Genomic DNA, 19,019 nt, shown 5'->3' with positions numbered 1-19,019 from the left:
TGCGCCATTGCTGCACTGCAAAATCCGATGCGGCGGTATCCCTTTCGGCTCTTGCGACCGTTCAATGACACCGGCCGTACGCTGTGCCCGGCCACGCCCGCATGGTCAATGCGAGGTTTGGCAATGGCGAGTTCGCCGGGCGCGAATGCTGGTGCCGATACACATGCCGCGGCGGATGGTGTGAACGGGACGCTTCGTTGTCGTCCTGGCGAAAGCCAGGACCCATAGCCACCGCATTTGGTGATGAACGGTGTCGTGGCCACAGCGTCGCGCGGCATTCGAGATTTGCGGCAATGGGTTCTGGCTTGCGCCCGGACGACGATGAGGATGGATACTCGATTCAAGATGCCAAACACGCGGTGTCATCACACGCGCATGCGCCGCAGCGTACTGGATCGCCCGGTCGAGTGTGCGGGCCGGGCGATGACAGTTCTGGGTGGGAACGCAGCCTCGTATTCTCGCGACATTGATTGCCCGAGCTTTGCATTTTGTTTCACCCTCCCCTGGAGGGGCCTGGAGGGGGAGGGTCGGATCGCATTGAGCATCGCGAAACGCGATCCGGGGTGGGGTGACGGTCTATCCGCATCGATCAATGCCCGTGTGGAGAGATCACCCCACCTCGGTTCGCATTCCGCTGCGCTTCATGCGCACCGATCCTCCCCCTCCAGGGGAGGATGAAGCGAACGCGCGGCACTCTTCGACTCAATTTTCAAAACAGCGATGAGGGTAGGCGTCTACATTCTCGCGACATGAATCGTCCGAGCTTTGCTCTTCGTTCCGCCCTCTCCTCTTGCAGAGGGCGAAGCAGCGCGGCCCGTGACACGACCGTACGAACAAGATGATATGCGCGATCTCAATGCCCGCTCAGCACCAGCGTCTTGACCGGGAGCAGCAAGGCCTGGATCCGCAGCAGCAGCGCGTGCACGAGCCCGGTCGCGTCGACCACGTGCAGGGCAAATCCCTTCAACGCACCGGTCTTCGGATCGGCGATCACATCGTGGTTGCTGGTATAGGCGTTGACAATACAGCTGGAGCCCGGCGTGACGCCTTCAAGCCCGCCCGCATAGAGCGGCTCCAGGAAAGCGAGGATCGAGCCCGGCTGGCGAAGGGCTTGCGGATCGAGCAGCTGCTCACCGGAACGGAATTGACCGGCAGCGATGTAGTCCTGCACACCGGTGACGACGAGCGGGATGATCACCCAGGGTTTCGAGATGCAGGTCGCCTCCGCGATCATGCCGCGCCTCATGACCTGGGCCTCGATTTGGCCAAAGCCGGCCTGCAACACGCGCCGGCCAGCGCCTTCGGGTATCAATATGCCGGCCGGGCGCATCATCTGATTGACGACGTCGCCGGTGCGAAGGGTGAATTGCTCGACCCGGCCGTCGACACCGGCACGAATGAAGGTCTTGTCGAGATCAACCTGCGCCTCCGCCATCGCCGCCTCTGCGCTCGCCTTCTCGGCGGGCAGCAGCGTGGAGACGCGCAGCCCCGCGGTCTCCCGCGCCGCGTTGGTCGCGTCGATGACGGCCTGCCGTTGATTGACGGCGACCTGAAGCTTCTCGATGTCGCGCTGCGGCACGATGCCGGGATTGCGGCGCTGCAATTCGCTCTTGCTGTCCAGTTCGTCCTTGGCCTGCTGCCAGGCCGCCTTGGCCTCGCCGACCTGGGCTTCGGCCTTGACGATATCGGCCTGCGCACTGGCCAGCGACGCATCGACCTCCGCGACCTTGCGCTTCGCCGTTTCCAGCGCGGCCTGCTGCTTCGTATTATCGAGCCTGAACAGAACATCGCCCATCTTCACGGCGGCGCTGTAGCCGACATTCACCTCGGCAACCCGGCCGGCCACTTCGGGGAGGATCGGCACGGTGCGGAAATAGATCGCCGCCGAAGTGGTGGAGGGATGGTAGTAAAAGATCATCGTGATCAGCGCGATCGTCAGCATCAGGCAGCCGGTGATGCCCCATCTGAGCTCGTGCCAGACCGAAAAGAACGTGATCTCCTTGCCGAAGCGCTTGCCCTGCCGGTAGCGGCGATAGAGATAGTCCGGGAGGATGGTGACGAGGGAGCACAGTAGGAGCTCAAGCATGGCCCTGTCCCTCCTCTGCGGCGGCGACTTCGTCCGGCTCCGGTGGCGGCACAGGCCGCGGCGGCGTGGCGTCGGCAATCCGCTCAACCGATCCCGCGATGGTGCGCAGCGGTGTGCTGAAGTCCGGCAGGTCGATCATCGCGAGCAGCAGGCCCGCGATCCAGAAGATGTGCATGTGGGTGAACAGCGAGATCAGGCCGAGCACGGCGACGACCTCGAACTGCAGCTTCTGCGACTTGTGCGCCATCCGCTCCGGCAGGCTGTGCAGCTTCCAGTACAGCGTGCCCACGTACAGGACAGTCACGACCAGGAAGATGCCCATCACCACCATCAAGGTGTCGTCGCCATCGGGACCAGGAACGAAGAACGGCAGATGGTGAGGTGCTGCCGGGTGCATTTGTCCGTTCACGATCGTCCCTCCAACCCGAAGAGCGAGGGCCATGCGTCGGCCCGTGGAGCCATGGTTCCCTAATGTCGGCGCTTTATCAAGGGCCGTAATTCCACGGGTAGGTCCGCTGGGTTGAGTAGCGTTACTGGCTGGCGTTAGCGCGGAGGCCTTGCTCTGTGTCAGTAAGTGACCAAGCGACGATCAAGGGCGACATCGGGCAAGTGAGTAGTCAGCAATCACACGTGTTCAAGACGGTGATTCAGCTACGTCCTGTGCGCAGGCCGATAGAGACTGGTCATAACATCAAGAAGCTCGCGCGATGACATGTTTAGCGGGAATGCGGCGATCCATAGGCCACGATTGCCAAGGAGTCCGTTTGCCCTTCGCATGAACCGGGTTACGGGGCCAAGCCGCAGACTTGTCCTAAGGAAGTCAGGATCAACGTCAACAACAATACCTTTCCCACGGTAATTCTTTAAAGACAGGATCGCGGACCATGGAATCCAATCGGCGCTGATCCGAATGTCCTTGAATCCGTCCCGCGTCATGAAGAGGACTGGTCGGTGCGACCCCGACCACCTAACCGCGCCCTGAACGGCAACTGATCCAGACATGATGATGCCGACAATCCCAATCAGCGATGCCAGAACAGGTCCAACAAGCTCGCGAACCGTTGATCGAGGAGGACCGAGGAAGCCAAAGAGAACGCCAATACACGCTCCGGTCATGAACAGCGCACCGGCGGTCATAATAATGCCCATGGCAACGAAAATTGCGAGCCGAACGCGGGATTCGTAGATTTCCAAGCAGTCGTTCGCTTCGGGCGTGCTGGACATATTAAGGATCCAATTTGGTAATGCTGCAATTGTTTTCAATCCATAATTGTGATGGTCAATCTACTCGCGTTCGTATCCATCTAGCAACTGGCGATTCTCCGGGCGGATTTTGTGTCTCGTAACCACAGCACTGAAACTTGGGTACAGCTTCGTTACCCAAGTTGGCGGGCGCGAGCATTCGGTTAAATGGCGACGAGAGCCAACGTCGCCGGACAGGCCGCTTTGGGTCATAGCCGGCATCAATCGGCATCCGTGCGGGGGCCGCGAGCGGTCGTAGCAGCGACTATCCCAAATGCCGCGACACCACGCTCCGCAGGGACGCAGCTAATCTGCTGCGTCCCCCGAATGCCAATCGGCATGGCGGCGTCTCGCGTGTCCTCAGCGCGACGCGGTGCTGATGTTCTCGCCGAAGAACTTCCAGGTCTTGCCGTCGAACTTCGCGAGCTTGAACGTGTCGAAGGTGGAATAGTTGGTCGGCGACACCGAGACCGTGATGCCGGGAAGCAATAGCGGCAGCGATACCTTGCTCAGGTTGGTGGCCTGCTTCAGCAGGTTCTCGCGTGTCAGCTCGTCGCCGCAGTTCTTCAGGATGATCGCGGTGAACTGCGCGGAGAGATAACCGATCTGGTTGCTGCCATCGATCGGATTGCCTTCGGGATACCACTGCTTCATGAAGGCGAGATAGTCCTGCACGCCATTGTCGGAATCCCAAGCCGGATCGCCCACCACCTTGGTGGCGAGCGCCGTCATCAGCCCGGTGGATGCTTCGAGGCCGGCGGGCTCGAGCACACCGCCGATCGAACTGGAGACCGACACGATGAAGTGCGTCGGCTTCCAGCCGAGATCGGCAACCTTGCGGATCGCCTGCGCGCCGAATTTCGGCGTCGTGATGGTCATCAGCACGTCGGCGCCCGCGGCCTTCAGATTGACGATCTGGGAATCGATCGTGGGATCGGTCACCTCGTAGCTGAGCTCCTTGACGATGAGACCGGCCTTGTCGCCGAGCGCCTCCTTGAAGCCCCTGAGATAGTCCTTGCCGAAGTCGTCATTCTGATAGATCACGCCGATCTTCGCGCTCGGCAATTCCTTGAGGATGTACTTGCCATAGATCTTCGCTTCCTGCGCATAGGGCGGATAGAACGGCGTGGTCCACGGAAACTCCTTCGGATCGTTCCACTTCGAGGCGCCGGTGGAGATCAGAAGATGCGGGATCTTCTTGCTGTTCAGATATTTTTGAATCGACGAATTGGTCGGCGTGCCGAGTGAACCGATATTGGCGAGGATCTCATCCTGCTCCACGAGCTTGCGCGTCTGCTCCACCGTCTTCGGCGGGCTATAGCCGTCGTCCATGCTCAGCAGCGTGATTTTGCGGCCGTTGATGCCGCCCTGGCTGTTGATCATCTTCCAGTAGGCGGATTCGGCCCTGCCCTGCGTGCCATAGGCCGAGGCCGGACCACTGTAGGGCATGGTCTGCCCGATCTTGATTTCGGTATCGCTGGCGCCGGGATCGTATTTCTTGTCGGCACCAAGGACCGCCGACGTGGAAGCAAGGCTGAGCGCGGCGATCGCCGCGAGCGTGATGCAACGCATCTTGTTCTCCCCATTCGCGCCGCTGTTTGCCGCGGCGTCCGGCGAGATAATGATCATGCCCGTGCGAGATGTCGACCCCTCATGCCGGGACATCAACCTGCGTCGGCGTCGAAGGTCACAGCCCGATCCAGCTCATCACCGCTCCGAACGATGCCCAAAGCGTCCATCCGAGCCCGAGCAGGCAAATCAGCGCCGCCGCCATCGCGACGGTGAGCAGCAGACCGTCCTCCTGCAGATAGGCGATCGCGATCAGCACGACCACCATTCCCGGAATCACGTTGACCAGCGGCAGCGGCCAGCCTGCCGAGAAGGCCAGCAGAAACACCACCAGACCGACGAGGCGGTCGATCACGTCACGACGCGCATCCCAGCGCGGCCGGCTGACGCGCTCGATCGCCTGCAGCATCGGGCGGACAAAGACGGTGAACCGCTTGAAGCGCTTGAAGTCGAATTGGCGCTTCGAGAGGAATCGCGGAAACGCCGGCGCGCTGCGGCCGAGCATCATCTCGACCGCGGGAAACAGCAGCGCCAGCGTCGCGATCGTCGCGACGCCGGGAATGATCACCAATAGCCCCAAAAGCAGCAGGAGCAGGCCGAACGACCGCTTGTCCAGGTTGCTGAGGAGCCATTCGAGATCGACGGGGCCGTCCGGTGCTTGAGCGACGAGTTCCTCAAGAAGCTGGGACGTGTGCGTGGGGGCCAATGGGGCTCCGGACGAGGGGGACATGCCTGCAAAGTGGTCAGACTCGGCGTCGATTGCAACCGCTGCCGAAGCAGACTAGGAAGCATAGGTGACCAACGATTCCGATCAGGCATGGCACCGCCATGCGCCGACAAGCCCGATTCCTGCCGCTCGCCGCCGCTGGCCGTGGTTCCTGCTGGTGGTCGTCGTCGCCTGCGCGGGCGCCGGGGGCGTCTACGCCTGGCCACAGATCGCACCACTGGTTCCGTCCCTCGGCAACGCGGCGGCCAGCGACAAGGCGGCCGCAGGCGACAAGGAAACGCTGCCCGATCTGCTCGCGACCCAGCAGAAGCTCGAGGATGACATCGGCGCGCTCAGCAAATCGATGGCCGACCAGCAGGACCAGTTGAAGATCATCGTCGACCAGCTGGCGGCCCTGACGTCGAAGGTCGACGCGCTACAGCGCCCCGCTCCGGCTCCGATGCCGGCACCGGCGGTCGCCGAGCAGCCGCATGCACCGGTCGCGCAGGCCGCCCCGAAGCCGCGAAAGCCGCCGGTTCGGGCGCCCAAGCCATCAGGTCCGATTTCGACCGGGGGTGCGCCGCTTAACGTCGCACCCGGCGATCGCTGAGCCGCAGCGCTGTCGTCACGACGCGCCGTGCCGCGACATGTCGACGGCGGCGCGGCCACGTTTGCGATGCCAATTTATCCGCGAGGCCGCTCCATGCCGGCCCGCCTGATGGCCGCCAGCAAGAGAGCGGTATCCGAGGAAAGGAAATCGATCAGGCGCCTGGCAGCTTCAGGCGCGGTGGAGTCGCTGACGACAGCGGCCGTGAAGGTTTGGACAAGCTGAAGACCCGGAGGCAGCAGACCCACGACGTCGATGCCGGTCTCCTGCACCAACTCGCTGGTCGGCCCGATCGAGAGATTCGCCTTGCCCGCTCGCAGCGCTTCGGCCGCCTCGCTGCCGCGCGCCTCGAGGGTGAGCGTCACCGTGTCCGGCAGGTTCAGCTTCGGGAAGACCTTGTCGCGAAAAAACTGCCCGCTGGTGCTGCTTGGCGCCACTACCTGCCCTGCGTCGATCAAGGCTTTCCTGAGCGCGGCAGCGTTGCCGATGTCGGGCTTAGGTGAGCCGGCCCGAACCGCGGCGGCGAGAGGCGCTGTCGCCAGGCCAGATTCGGATCCCGCACGAATCCGGCCGTCTTCGTGCAACCCTCGAAGTCCCTCGCGCGACAGGATCACCACGTCCGCTTTGGTGCCGTGCGCAAGCTGATGCCTAATGGTTTTCGGACCGGTGCCCTCCGACGCTCCGGATCCGGTTTCCACCTTGATGCCGGTGCTGCGCTCGAATTCAGGCAGCACCTCGCGGTAGACCGCAGCGAAGCCGCCCGAAATGATGACCTTGATCATGCGGGCGGCCGGTCCGCTTACTTCTGCAGGTTCGTGGCAAACAACTTGGCTGCCTCGGCTTTCGATTCCTGATCGGCCTTGGCGTCGTATCGGAGCGGCAGGTTGAACTTCTTGCCGAGTTCGGTGGATTCGGGGTTCGTGAATGCGTGCACAGCGCCGGGATACTCGACGATCCGATAATCGGCCTTCGCTGCGTCGAAGTCCTTCTTCAGCGCATCGTACTGCTCGCGCTTGACGAACGGGTCGTCCGCGCCGTTCAGGATGAGGACTTTCGCCTTGACGGTACCCGGCGCCGGTGCGGGAGTGTTGGGACCAAGTAATGCGTGAAAGACCGCAACGGCGGCGAGATCAGCGCCGGTGCGCGCCATGTTCAGCACCACAGCGCCGCCGAAGCAGTAACCGACGGCGCCGATCCGCTGCGGATTGACGGAAGGCTGCTTGGCGAGTTGCTCCCGTGCGGCGTTGAAGCGCTGCTCCATCGCCTTCGGGTTCTTCATCACCGACCCGGAGAGCGCGCCGGCGTCCTTCGGGTTGTCGGCGGTCTTGGCGTCGCCATACATGTCCGCGATGAAGGCGACATAGCCCTGCTCCGCGAACTTGCGCGCTTCGTTATGAATATGCGGGGTGATGCCCCACCATTCGTGCACCATGACGATGCCCGGCCGCTTGGCCTGCGTCGCGTCGTCATAGACCACAAAACCCTTCATCGTGGTCTCGCCATCCGTATAGGTGACCGGCTCTTCCTTCACCGCCGCGTGCGCGCTCGCGACCATTACGATGGCGCAAAGTGCTCCCACGATGATCGTTCGCATGCTGACCTCCCGCAGTTTTGGCCGACCAAGACGGGTCGGGCGTATTCACATCCCGTCCCGGACGGCTATTCCGCCGCCGTCCGGATATCGATCTTCCCGGCGCGGACCGCGCAGAACTTGAACTCCGGAATCTTGCCGAACGGATCGAGCGCCGGATTGGTCAAGAGGTTGGCGGCCGCCTCAGCATAGCAGAACGGCATGAAGACCATGTTCTCCGGCACATCGCGGTCGGCGCGCACCTTGACCTCGACCGCGCCACGACGGGTCTCGAGCCGGATAAAGTCGCCGGGTGCGAGCCCCTTCTTGCGCATGTCCTTCGGCGTCATGAACGCGACCGCTTCCGGCTCGATCTGATCGAGCACCTGCGCACGACGCGTCATCGAGCCGGTGTGCCAGTGCTCGAGCACGCGGCCGGTCGACAGCACCATCGGATATTCGTCGTCGGGCAGTTCGTCGGGAGGAATCACCTTGGCCGGCACGATCTTGCCGCGACCGCTCTCGGTCGGGAAACCTGTGGTGAAGATGATCTCGTTGCCCGGCTTGTCGGGATCGTCGACCGGATAGGTCACCGCGCCCTCGCGAACCAGGCGCTCCCAGGTGATGTTCTTCAGCGACGGCATCAGCTCCGCCATCTCGGTGAAGACCTCGCCCGGCCCGGCATAATTCCACGGCAATCCCATCCGCTTGCCGATCTCCTGGATGATCCAGAGATCCTGCCGCGCATCGCCCGGCGGCTTGATCACCTCGCGCGCCAGCTGCACGCGGCGGTCGGTATTGGTGAAGGAGCCGGACTTTTCGGCGAACGCCGAGGCCGGCAGGATGACGTCGGCGTGGAACGCGGTCTCGGTGACGAACAGATCCTGCACCACGAGATGATCGAGCTTGGCCAGCGCTTCGCGCGCGTGCTGCAAATCCGGATCCGACATCGCCGGATTCTCGCCCTCGACATACATGCCGTGGATCTCGCCGGCGTGGATCGCGTTCATGATCTCGACCACGGTCAGCCCGCGCACCGGATCGAGCTCCTGCCCCCACAATTTCTCGAAGGCGCCGCGCATGTCGTCGCGGCCGACCGGCTGATAGTCCGGCAGGAACATCGGGATCAGGCCGGCATCGGAGGCGCCCTGCACATTGTTTTGCCCGCGCAGCGGATGCAGCCCGGTGCCGGGACGGCCGACCTGGCCGGTGATCAGCGCCAGTGCGATCAGGCAGCGCGCATTGTCGGTGCCGTGGACATGCTGGCTGATGCCCATGCCCCAGAAAATGATCGACGATTTGGCGCTGGCGTAGGCGCGCGCAACCTCGCGCAGCGTCTCGGCGGGAATGCCGCAGATCGGCGACATGCGCTCCGGCGTGAACTCCTGGATCTTCGCCTTGAGCTCGTCATAGCCCTCGGTATAGCCCGCGATGTACCGCTCGTCGGTCAGGCCCTCGGTGATGATGGTGTGGATCATCGCGTTGAGCATCGCGACGTCGCTGCCCGGCTTGAAGGCGAGGTGCTGCGTGGCATGGCGCGACAGGGCCTGCCGACGCGGGTCCATCACGTAGAGCTTGGCGCCGCGCTTGGCCGCGTTCTTGATGTAGGTCGCGGCGACCGGATGGTTCACGGTCGGATTGGCGCCGATCACCCAGATCACCTCGGCGTCGGCCGCGGCCGCGAATGGCGCCGACACCGCGCCCGAGCTCAGTCCCTCGAACAAAGCCGCCACCGACGAGGCGTGGCACAGCCGCGTGCAGTGATCGACATTGTTGGAGCCGAAGCCGGTGCGCACCAGCTTCTGGAACAGATAGGCTTCCTCGTTCGACCCCTTGGCCGAGCCGAAGCCAGCGAGTGCCTTGGCGCCCTTTTCATCGCGGATTTTCGTCAGGCCCTTCGCGGCGAGATCGAGCGCCTCTTCCCAGGAGGCTTCGCGGAAATGGGTGTAGGGATTGGCCGGATCGACCTGGTCGTTGGCATCCTTCTTGACGCCGGGCAGCCGCACCAGCGGCTTGGTCAAGCGGTTGGGGTGGTGGATGTAGTCGAAGCCGAAGCGGCCCTTGACGCAGAGCCGGTTGTGATTGGCGGGACCATCGCGGCCTTCCGCGTAGATCACCTTCTCGTCCTTGACCTCGTAGGTGACCTGGCAGCCGACGCCGCAATACGGGCAGAGCGAATCCACCTTCCGGTCGGGCCAGGTGACGCGGGTCTGCTTGTCGTCGAGCATCACGGCCGGCATCAGCGCACCGGTCGGGCAGGCCTGCACGCATTCGCCGCAAGCCACGCAAGTGGACTCGCCCATCGGATCGTCGAAGTCGAACACGATTTTCGAGTCGTGATTACGATAAGCCATGCCGATCACGTCGTTGACCTGCACCTCGCGGCACGCGCGCACGCACAGGCCGCACTGGATGCAGGCGTCGAGATTGACGCGCATCGCCGGATGGCTGGTGTCGGCGTGCCAACGTTCGGCCGCCGGGAAGCGGCTTTCGGTGACGCCGGTCTTCTCGGCCCAGTGCCAGAATTTCGAATCCGGATCGTGCGAGGTCTCGCGCGCCGGCTGGTCCGCGACGAGCAGCTCCATCACCATCTTCTGCGCTGCGACGGCGCGCTGGCTCGCCGACTTCACCTTCATGCCGACCGTCGGCGTCCGCTTGCAGGACGCTGCCAGCACGCGTTCGCCTTCGATTTCGACCATGCAGGCACGGCAATTGCCGTCCGGCCGATAGTCCGGCGCGGGCGAATAACAGAGATGCGGAATCTCGGTGCCCTGCCGCTTGGCGACCTGCCAGATGGTTTCGCCGGCCCGCGCCTCGACCTGGTGGCCGTCGAGCTCGAACTGAATGATCTGGCCGGAGTTCTGATTGTTGCTCATTCGAATCCTCGTCGAAATTCGTCCTGCTTGGCCCGCCTATTCGGCGGCTTGCTGCGGACGAAAGCCGTCCGGAAAATATTTGATCACTGACGTCAGCGGATTGGAGGCCGCCTGACCGAGGCCACAGATCGACGCATCGCGCATCGCCTGGCTCAATTGGTCGAGCAGTTCCTTGTTCCAGACCGGCTGCTGCATCAGGAGTGCCGCCTTCTCGGTTCCGGCGCGGCAGGGCGTGCATTGCCCGCAGCTCTCGTCCTCGAAGAACTTCATCAGGTTCAGCGCGGCTTCCCTGACGTCGTCGGCCTGCGAGAGCACGACCACGGCGGCGGAGCCGATGAAGCAGCCATATTTCTCCAGCGTGCCGAAATCGAGCGGGATGTCGTCCATCGACGCCGGCAGGATGCCGCCGGAGGCGCCGCCCGGCAGATAGGCCTGCAGGGTGTGGCCGTCGGCCATGCCGCCGCAGAACTCGTCGATCAGTTCGCGCAAGGTGATGCCGGCCGGCGCGAGCTTGACGCCGGGATCCTTGACGCGGCCCGACACCGAGAAGCTGCGCAGGCCGTAACGTTCGTTGCGGCCGTGGCTCTTCCACCAGTCGGCGCCCTTCTCGACGATGTCGCGCACCCACCACAACGTCTCGATGTTGTTGATCAGCGTCGGCAGGCCGAACAGCCCTACCTGGAACGGATAGGGCGGCTTGTGCCGCGGCAGGCCGCGCTTGCCCTCGAGCGATTCGAGCAGCGAGGATTCCTCGCCGCAGATATAGGCGCCGGCGCCGCGCCGCATGTGCAGCACAGGCCCCCCCGGCGGCAGCTTGGCGATCTCGTGATCGAGGATCTCGCGGCAGGCCGGGTATTCGTCGCGGATGTAGATGTAGACTTCGGGCGCCTCGACCACGTGAGCGCCGATCAGCATGCCCTCGAGGAAGCGATGCGGATCGGTCTCGAGATAGTAGCGGTCCTTGAACGTGCCGGGCTCGCCCTCGTCGCCGTTGACAGCCATCAGCCGCGGACCGGGTTCGCCGAGCACGGCGCGCCATTTGCGGCCGGTCGGAAAGCCAGCGCCGCCGAGACCGCGCAACGAGGCATCGTCGAGCGCCTTCAGCAGGTCTTCGCGCGGCAGCTCGCCCGAGCGCAGCCGCGTCAACAGTTTGTATCCGCCGCCGGCGACATAGGCGTCGTAGTCAATATAGTTGGGCAGATGCACATGGGTACCGTCGCTCTTCGCCGCCGCGAGCACGTTGGTGACGGTCGCATGATCGACGAAGTTGCGGCCGACCTCCGCTGCGGGCGCTGTGTCGCAGCGGCCGACGCACGGCGCCCGCACCACGCGGATGCCGGGACCGGCGCGGTCCTGAAGATCCTTTAAGAGCTTCTCGCCGCCGAGCATCGCGCAGGTCAGCGAATCGCAGACCCGCACGGTGAGCGGCGCGATGTCAGGCTCGCCCTCCTTCACGATATCGAAATGCGCGTAGAAGGTGGCGGTCTCGAACACTTCGGCGAATGACAGCTTCATCTCGTCGGCGAGCGCGGCAAGGTGCGCCGCCGAGATCTGATGGTACTTGTCCTGGATCAGATGCAGGTACTCGATCAAAAGGTCGCGCCGCCGCGGCCGGTCGGCGAGCAGCGCCTCGATCTCATGCGCGGCCACGGGATCGACCTGGCGTCCCTTGGGCGTGGCTTTCGCCCGCTTCCTGCCCTGTCCGGGATGCTCGAACGCGCGGACCTTGTGAACGTCGCCTTGGCTCATGAAACCCCGCTTTGGAACTCCGCTCGCGCGCGAATTGCGCTGGTTCAACCAACTCTATTCTCTGGTATGCCACAGGCAAGCAGATTTAGAACGCCTCTAGCAGCGTCGGGTTGCCGCGCAGTCCGTTGTTTATGTTTGCCTATCGGGCGATCTGATTCTTCAATCGCGCGAACGACCGCGCGGTCGTTCCGCTCGCGATCCCGACCGCTCTCACAGCAGATCGGCGTAGCCGAGAAAGCCGACGGCATCGCCCGGCTCGACCCGTACGATGGACTCGCCGAGTTCGATCAGTCCATCCGTCTCGACCAGCGACGACAGCAGCCCGGCCCCTTCGCGGGGAAACTTGGTCGCCTCCAGCGAACCATCCGCCGCCCGCCGCAGCGAGGCGCGGACATATTCGCGCCGGCCGCTCTTCTTCTTGTAGCTGAAGGCCGCCCGCACCGGCATCGGCAGCAGCGGAGACGGCACCGCGCCCGAGAGCGCCAGCACGGTCGGCCGCACCACATGGACGAAGGTGACGAAGCTCGCAACGGGATTGCCGGGCAAGCCGATCAGCGGCGTGCCGTCGATGATGCCCATCGCCACCGGGCGGCCGGGCTTGATCGCCATCCGCCACAGCACCAGCGAGCCGGCCTGCTCGATGCCGGCCTTGACGTGGTCCTCCTCGCCGGTCGAGACGCCGCCGGTGGTCAGGATCAGGTCAAAGCTGAGCGCGACCTGCTTGAGCGCGGCGGCGAGCCCGGCGCGTTCGTCGCGCAGGATGCCGAGATCGCCGACCTCGCAGCCGAGCCGCCGCAACATCGCCATCAGCATGAAGCGGTTGGAATCGAACAGCTGCGCCGCAGTGCGCACGCTGCCCGGCGCGGCCAGCTCGTCGCCGGTGGAGAACACCCCGACGCGAAGCCGCCGCACCACGTCGAGCGTCGTGAGTCCGAACGCCGCGGCGACAGCGATGTCCTGCGGGCGCAGCCGCCGGCCCGATGCCAGCGCGACATGGCCGCGTGCAATGTCCTCGCCAGCCGGCCGCACATTGGCGCCGGCCTTCAGGCCGGGCGGCAGGATCACGTTGCCCGCATCGTCGATCCGCACGTCCTCCTGCATGAACACGGTGTCAGTACCGCCCGGCATCGGCGCGCCGGTGAAGATCCGCACCGCCTGGCCGGGCCGCGCGGGCTGTGCTGGCGCACCCGCCTGCACGCGTCCGGCGACAGGCAATGCGCGCTCGGCACTTGCCGGCAGGTCCGTGGCTGACACCGCGTAGCCGTCGACGGCGGAATTCATGAAGGGTGGCAGCGGCAGGGGCGCGGCCACGTCGCCGGCCAGGATGCGTCCGTCCGCGTCCACCAGCGCAACGGCTTCGGTCTCGCCGACCGGCTTGACGCGCGCGGCGATGATCGCGACGGCCTCGTCGACCGACATCATCGGTCCGCCGAATGCGAAGCAGTCGTCAGAAAGCTGCGCCATTGTCTCTCTCAGTGCTCGGCCATCGACAAGATGTGTTCGACCCGGATCGCGAACTGCGGCGTTATCTCCAAAGCCGGACCATAAGTGGCAGTTCCGGCGAAGCGGCGGAGAGTGGCCAGTCCATCTCCGATCGTGCTTATATCCCCAGCTCTATTGCCATGTGAACCCATCGGGACTGCGACCTGTGACCGCGAAAACCACCGCTCCCATCATTGTTCCAGACCCGGACGATCCGCGGCTGACGGAGCGCGTGGTCGGCGTCGACCAGACCGGCGCGCGGACCGAGATCAAGGTGCCGGTCGAGCGGCCGTTGACGCTGTATCTCAACGCGCAGGAGATCGTCACGATGATGACGATCAACGACTATCCCGAATACCTCGCGCTCGGCTACCTCTTGAACCAGAACATGCTGAAATACGACGACGTCGTCACCGAGGTCGAATATGACGACGATCTCGAGGTCGTCGTGGTGCGCACCGAGCACCACACCAATTTCGAGGCGAAGCTGAAGAAGCGGACGCAGACCTCGGGCTGCGCCCAGGGAACGGCGTTCGGCGACCTGCTCGAGGCCGTCGAGAAGGTCGCGCTGCCGAAGGCCGAACTGCGCACCTCCTGGCTCTACCAGATGACGCATACCATCAACACGATGCCGTCGCTCTATCTGGAAGCGGGCGCCATCCACGGCTGCGTGCTGTGCAAGGAAGCGACGCCGGTCTGCTACACCGAGGATGTCGGCCGCCACAACGCCGTCGACAAGATCGCAGGTTGGATCTACCGCCACCATGTCGATCCGGCCGACAAGATCCTCTACACCACCGGGCGGCTGACCTCCGAGATGGTGATCAAGACCGTGCGGATGGGCATCCCGATCCTGGTCTCCCGCTCCGGATTCACCGCGTGGGGCGTCGACCTGGCGCGGCAGGTCGGACTGACGCTGGTCGGCCGCGCCCGCGGCAAGCGCTTCATCGCGCTGTCGGGCCAGGAGCGGATCGTCTACGACCAGAACCTTGACTACGTCGAAGAAGAATCGATGCGTCACAAGCGCAAGGGCGAGACCGACAATGACTGACATTCCCGGCGTACTGCTGGCCGGCGGGCTTGCGCGGCGGATGGGCGGCGGCGACAAGCCGATGCGCAGGATCGCGGGCCGCACCATCCTGCAACGGGTGATCGACCGTCTCGCTCCGCAATGCGGCGGACTGATCATCAATGCCAATGGCGATCCCGCGCGCTTCGCCGCGTTCGGCCTTCCCGTCGTCGCCGACGATGTCGCCGATTATCCCGGCCCGCTTGCCGGCATCCTGGCCGCGCTCGACTGGACCGCGGCCAACCGGCCGGACGCGAAATGGGTGCTGAGCGCGGCGGGCGACTGTCCGTTTCTTCCGCGCGATCTCGTCGCACGCCTGGAGCAGGCGCGCGCCGCCGAGAATGCCGAACTCGCGGTCGCCTCATCCGGCGGGCAGACCCATCCGGTGATCGGCCTCTGGAGCGTGCGCCTGCGCGGCGAATTGCGTCATGCGCTCGTCGACGAGGATGTGCGCAAGATCGATCGCTGGACCGCGCGCTATCCGCTCGCCACGGTCGAATGGCCGACCGAGCCGCTGGATCCGTTCTTCAATGCGAATACCGTTGAGGACATCATGGAAGCCGATCATCTCGCCGCACTCGACGGTGGCTGAGGCGATCGTCCGTCGGCGGATTGCCGACGGTCTGCGACAGGATGCACGGTAAACAACACGGGCGAGAGGGCTGTCCCGCGATCAGCGCCGAACGATGGCGCAGCGCGTTTGCGACCATTGGAGAGTTCTCCGCCTTCTCAGAATAAAAGGAGTCCTCGCTCGATTGCAACAATCTTGTGACAGGATCGCGAATTGCCTGTTCGCGTTCCGGAAATCTTGCAGCGCCTGCAAATGCGGTCGCGAAGGAGCTCCGTTGCTTCAGCCCGCAGGCTCATGACGGAGACGAAGGTATAAGCGCAAGCTGCCTGTTTCCGAGCTACAAGCCGAACGAAAAAGATCTTCCGCTGTCATCGAGACTGTTAGTGACTTGTCTTTGCGAGGCTTTCCCTTATCAGGTGACGCTGGACATCCATTGAATGAAGCGCGCGAACGTCCCGCGGAATGGCAAAGAGGGCGCGGCAGCCTATTCAGCGATTCGGAGAGATGGTTTTGCAAGGCACTTGGGCTGGGGTTCGTCCCGTTAGGGTCATACTGGAGGTTGTATGCGAATATGCTCGCCTGGATCGATATATCGCACCAATTCTCCTCCTAAGTTTGATCTGTATCGGTTCGCTTGTTCCACGCAACACTGATAACCCTCAATTGCTGGCAGCTTTCGCCAACGATGAACCATGGATGACGCTGGCGCTCGATGGAACGGTCGCCAAGCCTTTTGGCAACCCCGCCAACTACCTTGATCCAACAGCGGAAGCCTTCAAGAAAATCCCGGCATATTGGGGAACGCTTCGATACAACAACATCGTCTATTACGGCGCTGTGATGTTCGATATCGCTAGTCCCTTCTACGCGGCGGCGCGCCTGGTGGGACTCCCTGCCTTTCCAACCGCCCCCATTATCCTCAGAACGATATCGATGCTCGCTGCGTTGATGAGCCTGCTTTTTGTGTACAATTTTGCAAGGAAGCATGCGGGTGTTGTTGTCGGAATATTATCCTGCGCCGTATTGCTGACGGATGGCTATTTTTTCTACTACATGACGACCATTCATCCGGATACGCTTCAGGTCTATTTCGGGCTCTTGGCACTCGGACTTGCACTACGCCATTCAGATGACGGGCTCCTTTCAAGCCTCGTCGCTTTGGGGGTGGTTTGTGGTTTGGTGCAGGGGACGAAGTTTGGAGGTGCGTGGACGGTACCGTTAGCAACGGCTGCGCTCTTGATGGGAATCCGTGCGACAGGCGCTGAGAAATGGGACAAGAAGGTAATTGCCCAGCGAGTTGCCGTCCTCGGAGCAGCGGCCCTGGTGGGTTGGATCGGTACGAATCCTTACGCAGTCATCACGCCCTACTACGTCCAGTCCTGGCTCGCGCAATGGCGGATAGTCGGCAGCTCGGGTGGCCCCCTGGGAACGTTCACGCCTTGGGATTGGATAAAGGCTATCTATGACTACGTTGGCCCGCTTGGCTCAACGTTGGCCGCGGCAGGATTACTGCACGCGCTGATCGGCGGGTTCTCGACGCCGCGCAAACGAGCCCTCTTCTTGGCCGCAATACTCTCGTTGTCTCAGATTGCCTACTACGCTCTTCTCGGCAAGCTTTGGATCATTCTTGGATACCTTTTGGTCGCGCTCCCTCTCATGGCGATGCTCAGCTTTGATTTCGTCGTAACATCGCTGAAGTTTTTTCTTGCCAAGCCGTTCGGGCGCTTAGCACGTCCAATCACACTCACTTCGGTTTTCCTCGCAACGCTATATCTCGGCACCGACCACGTCTTCGCACTGGTCAACCAGACGCTCGCGCTCCACCATCGCGATAGCACATTGTTGGCACTGAACGACTGGGCTGCAAAAGGCGGTATTCCGCCGGATGCCCGCATCGTTTTCGATGATCTTGGCTACTTCGATCCAAAGATATTCAAGAACGCCAAGATGTATGGAGGCGTGTTGACATGGAGCGGCGTCGACGCTCTCGATCCTGAATATATCGTCCTTTCGAGCAGTCTCTATGGAAGCCCGCACTACGCCAAATTGATCGAGACTCAACACCTCGCTGCGGACGATCCGAATCCGTTTTCGATGCTCATGTACCAAGCTCTCGTTCCAACCCCGGCACCCGGCCCGACCGCAGCGGAGGGAATCACCTTCGTCAAGGAAATCGCTCCCGAATCCAGCGGGACGACGGCCTCCTCGCCGGCCTATCTCACACCATGGCCAAGCCTTGAATTTCGGGTGAGATCCTCGCTCGCGCTCCTGGAGGGGATCTGGCAGCCGATCGACAGGCCGCGCGTCGGACCGACCCTGAAGATTTATAAGCGGAAGCCCAACAAACCTTCCGACGACCAACACTGACGCCCGCTCGGCCGCTCGTTCAAAGAGTTGCATATCTTGGGCGGCTCGCCTAGAAGGCTCGTTGCACAAGCAGCATCGATCTGACATGAACAGCAACGTCGATACGGGGACACCTGAGCGAGAGCCGAACACACCAAGACGGCTGATCTCGCTCGTCATGCCGGTCTACAACGAAGAAGCCAACATAGATCGCGCGTACGCCGCGCTGATGGCTATTTTCGAAGACCTGCCCCAATACGATCTGGAGTTTGTTTTCACCGACAATCACAGCGAGGATCGAACGTTCGAACGTCTCGCTGCACTTGCCAAGACCGACCGCAGGGTCAAGGTGATCCGCTTCACGCGCAACTACGGTTTTCAGCGATCGCTACTGACCGGCTACCGAAACGCATCCGGCGACGCAGCGATTCAGCTCGATTGCGATCTTCAGGATCCACCGGAACTGATTCCGCAATTCATTGCGCTTTGGGAAAAGGGCCATGATGTAGTCGTAGGCTTGCGCCGACGCCGCGAGGAAGCACGGCTGCTCACGCTCGGTCGCCGCGCATTTTACGCGCTGCTCACCTACATTTCCGATGATCCGATCACCCGCGACGCCGGCGACTTCCGCCTGGTCGACCGCTCCGTGATCGACCGACTCAAGGAACTGAACGACTACAACCCGTACGTCCGCGGCGTCATATCTTCATTTGCCGCGCGCGAGACCGGCATTCCCTACGACCGGACACAGCGGATACACGGCCGCAGCAAATTCCCGGTGCGGAAACTGGTCGGCTTCGCTCTTGACGGGATAATCGGGCACTCGGTTCTTCCGCTGCGGCTTGCATCCTATGCCGGCCTCCTGATCTCGGTCGCTGTCTTTCTGCTGGGGCTGTTTTATGTCGTCGAGGCGCTGCTGCGGGGCAGATCGTGGCCGAGCGGCTTTGCGACGCTCATTGTCGTTATGCTGTTCGGGATCAGCCTGAACGCAATCTTCCTTGGCATTATCGGCGAATATGTGAGCCGTATTTATCAGCAAGTCCGCTTCAGGCCGCTGGTGACGGTCGAGACCACCACGAATATCTCCGCAGATCGGAGCAAACAATGACGTCAGCACTTTTCACACCATGTAATCCGCGGCGGGGC

15 protein-coding genes are annotated in these 19,019 nt (G+C 62.9%); 5 read left to right on the top strand and 10 right to left on the bottom strand.

Features of this window, described 5'->3' with window-relative positions:
* Nucleotides 1–853 precede the first annotated feature (853 nt).
* From AC628_RS05565 to AC628_RS05545, 5 genes are all read right to left on the bottom strand, one after another.
* Nucleotides 854–2,086, bottom strand: coding sequence for an HlyD family secretion protein (locus AC628_RS05565; protein WP_074125736.1), 1,233 nt, complete (start codon nucleotides 2,084–2,086; stop codon nucleotides 854–856).
* Nucleotides 2,079–2,495: a hypothetical protein gene (locus AC628_RS05560; protein WP_143201449.1), complete on the bottom strand. Its 417-nt coding sequence runs from the start codon at nucleotides 2,493–2,495 to the stop codon at nucleotides 2,079–2,081. Before AC628_RS05560 ends, AC628_RS05565 begins: the two co-directional genes overlap by 8 nt.
* A 242-nt stretch (nucleotides 2,496–2,737) precedes the next feature.
* Complete coding sequence (locus tag AC628_RS05555) at nucleotides 2,738–3,310, bottom strand: hypothetical protein (RefSeq protein ID WP_074125734.1); 573 nt, start codon at nucleotides 3,308–3,310, stop codon at nucleotides 2,738–2,740.
* 378 nt (nucleotides 3,311–3,688) lie between these two features.
* A complete protein-coding gene (locus tag AC628_RS05550; protein WP_074125744.1) occupies nucleotides 3,689–4,900 on the bottom strand; it encodes an ABC transporter substrate-binding protein in 1,212 nt (403 codons plus the stop codon).
* 115 nt (nucleotides 4,901–5,015) lie between these two features.
* Complete coding sequence (locus AC628_RS05545) at nucleotides 5,016–5,603, bottom strand: exopolysaccharide biosynthesis protein (RefSeq protein WP_168193306.1); 588 nt, start codon at nucleotides 5,601–5,603, stop codon at nucleotides 5,016–5,018.
* 88 nt (nucleotides 5,604–5,691) lie between these two features.
* Here AC628_RS05545 and AC628_RS41990 point away from each other — a divergent pair, with 88 nt between their 5' ends.
* Nucleotides 5,692–6,213 carry a hypothetical protein gene (locus AC628_RS41990; RefSeq protein ID WP_083632597.1) on the top strand — a complete coding sequence of 174 codons (522 nt, stop codon included), beginning with the start codon at nucleotides 5,692–5,694 and terminating at the stop codon, nucleotides 6,211–6,213.
* A 74-nt stretch (nucleotides 6,214–6,287) separates the two neighbouring features.
* On the opposite strand, the gene AC628_RS05535 is transcribed toward AC628_RS41990, so the two are convergent.
* From AC628_RS05535 to AC628_RS05515, 5 genes are all read right to left on the bottom strand, one after another.
* Nucleotides 6,288–6,992, bottom strand: coding sequence for a substrate-binding domain-containing protein (locus AC628_RS05535; protein ID WP_083632595.1), 705 nt, complete (start codon nucleotides 6,990–6,992; stop codon nucleotides 6,288–6,290).
* Between the two features lie 17 nt (nucleotides 6,993–7,009).
* Entirely contained in the window at nucleotides 7,010–7,804 is a 795-nt protein-coding gene (locus AC628_RS05530; protein ID WP_245321039.1) for a dienelactone hydrolase family protein, read from the bottom strand.
* A gap of 65 nt (nucleotides 7,805–7,869) precedes the next feature.
* Nucleotides 7,870–10,656 carry a formate dehydrogenase subunit alpha gene (fdhF, locus tag AC628_RS05525; protein ID WP_074125730.1) on the bottom strand — a complete coding sequence of 929 codons (2,787 nt, stop codon included), beginning with the start codon at nucleotides 10,654–10,656 and terminating at the stop codon, nucleotides 7,870–7,872.
* 36 nt (nucleotides 10,657–10,692) lie between these two features.
* On the bottom strand, nucleotides 10,693–12,405 hold the full coding sequence (locus AC628_RS05520; protein ID WP_074125729.1) for an NADH-ubiquinone oxidoreductase-F iron-sulfur binding region domain-containing protein: 1,713 nt from the start codon (nucleotides 12,403–12,405) through the stop codon (nucleotides 10,693–10,695).
* A gap of 210 nt (nucleotides 12,406–12,615) precedes the next feature.
* Nucleotides 12,616–13,869 (bottom strand): molybdopterin molybdotransferase MoeA, encoded by a 1,254-nt coding sequence (locus AC628_RS05515; protein WP_074125728.1) that lies wholly within the window; start codon nucleotides 13,867–13,869, stop codon nucleotides 12,616–12,618.
* A gap of 184 nt (nucleotides 13,870–14,053) precedes the next feature.
* Here AC628_RS05515 and AC628_RS05510 point away from each other — a divergent pair, with 184 nt between their 5' ends.
* The 4 genes from AC628_RS05510 (at nucleotide 14,054) to AC628_RS05495 (ending at nucleotide 18,981) form a co-directional block, all read left to right on the top strand.
* A complete protein-coding gene (locus AC628_RS05510; protein ID WP_074125727.1) occupies nucleotides 14,054–14,938 on the top strand; it encodes a formate dehydrogenase accessory sulfurtransferase FdhD in 885 nt (294 codons plus the stop codon).
* Nucleotides 14,931–15,548 (top strand): molybdenum cofactor guanylyltransferase MobA, encoded by a 618-nt coding sequence (gene mobA, locus AC628_RS05505; RefSeq protein ID WP_074125726.1) that lies wholly within the window; start codon nucleotides 14,931–14,933, stop codon nucleotides 15,546–15,548. Before AC628_RS05510 ends, mobA begins: the two co-directional genes overlap by 8 nt.
* A gap of 675 nt (nucleotides 15,549–16,223) precedes the next feature.
* Complete coding sequence (locus AC628_RS05500) at nucleotides 16,224–17,894, top strand: glycosyltransferase family 39 protein (RefSeq protein WP_074125725.1); 1,671 nt, start codon at nucleotides 16,224–16,226, stop codon at nucleotides 17,892–17,894.
* A gap of 85 nt (nucleotides 17,895–17,979) precedes the next feature.
* Nucleotides 17,980–18,981, top strand: a complete 1,002-nt coding sequence (locus AC628_RS05495) for a glycosyltransferase family 2 protein (protein WP_074125724.1) — start codon at nucleotides 17,980–17,982, stop codon at nucleotides 18,979–18,981.
* Nucleotides 18,982–19,019 lie beyond the last annotated feature (38 nt).

It is taken from the genome of Bradyrhizobium sp. NAS96.2, from assembly GCF_001908235.1.
Taxonomy (GTDB): Bacteria; Pseudomonadota; Alphaproteobacteria; order Rhizobiales; family Xanthobacteraceae; genus Bradyrhizobium.
The sequence above is the reverse complement of the archived record's forward strand: the minus strand, read 5'-3'. Positions and strand labels throughout refer to the sequence as shown.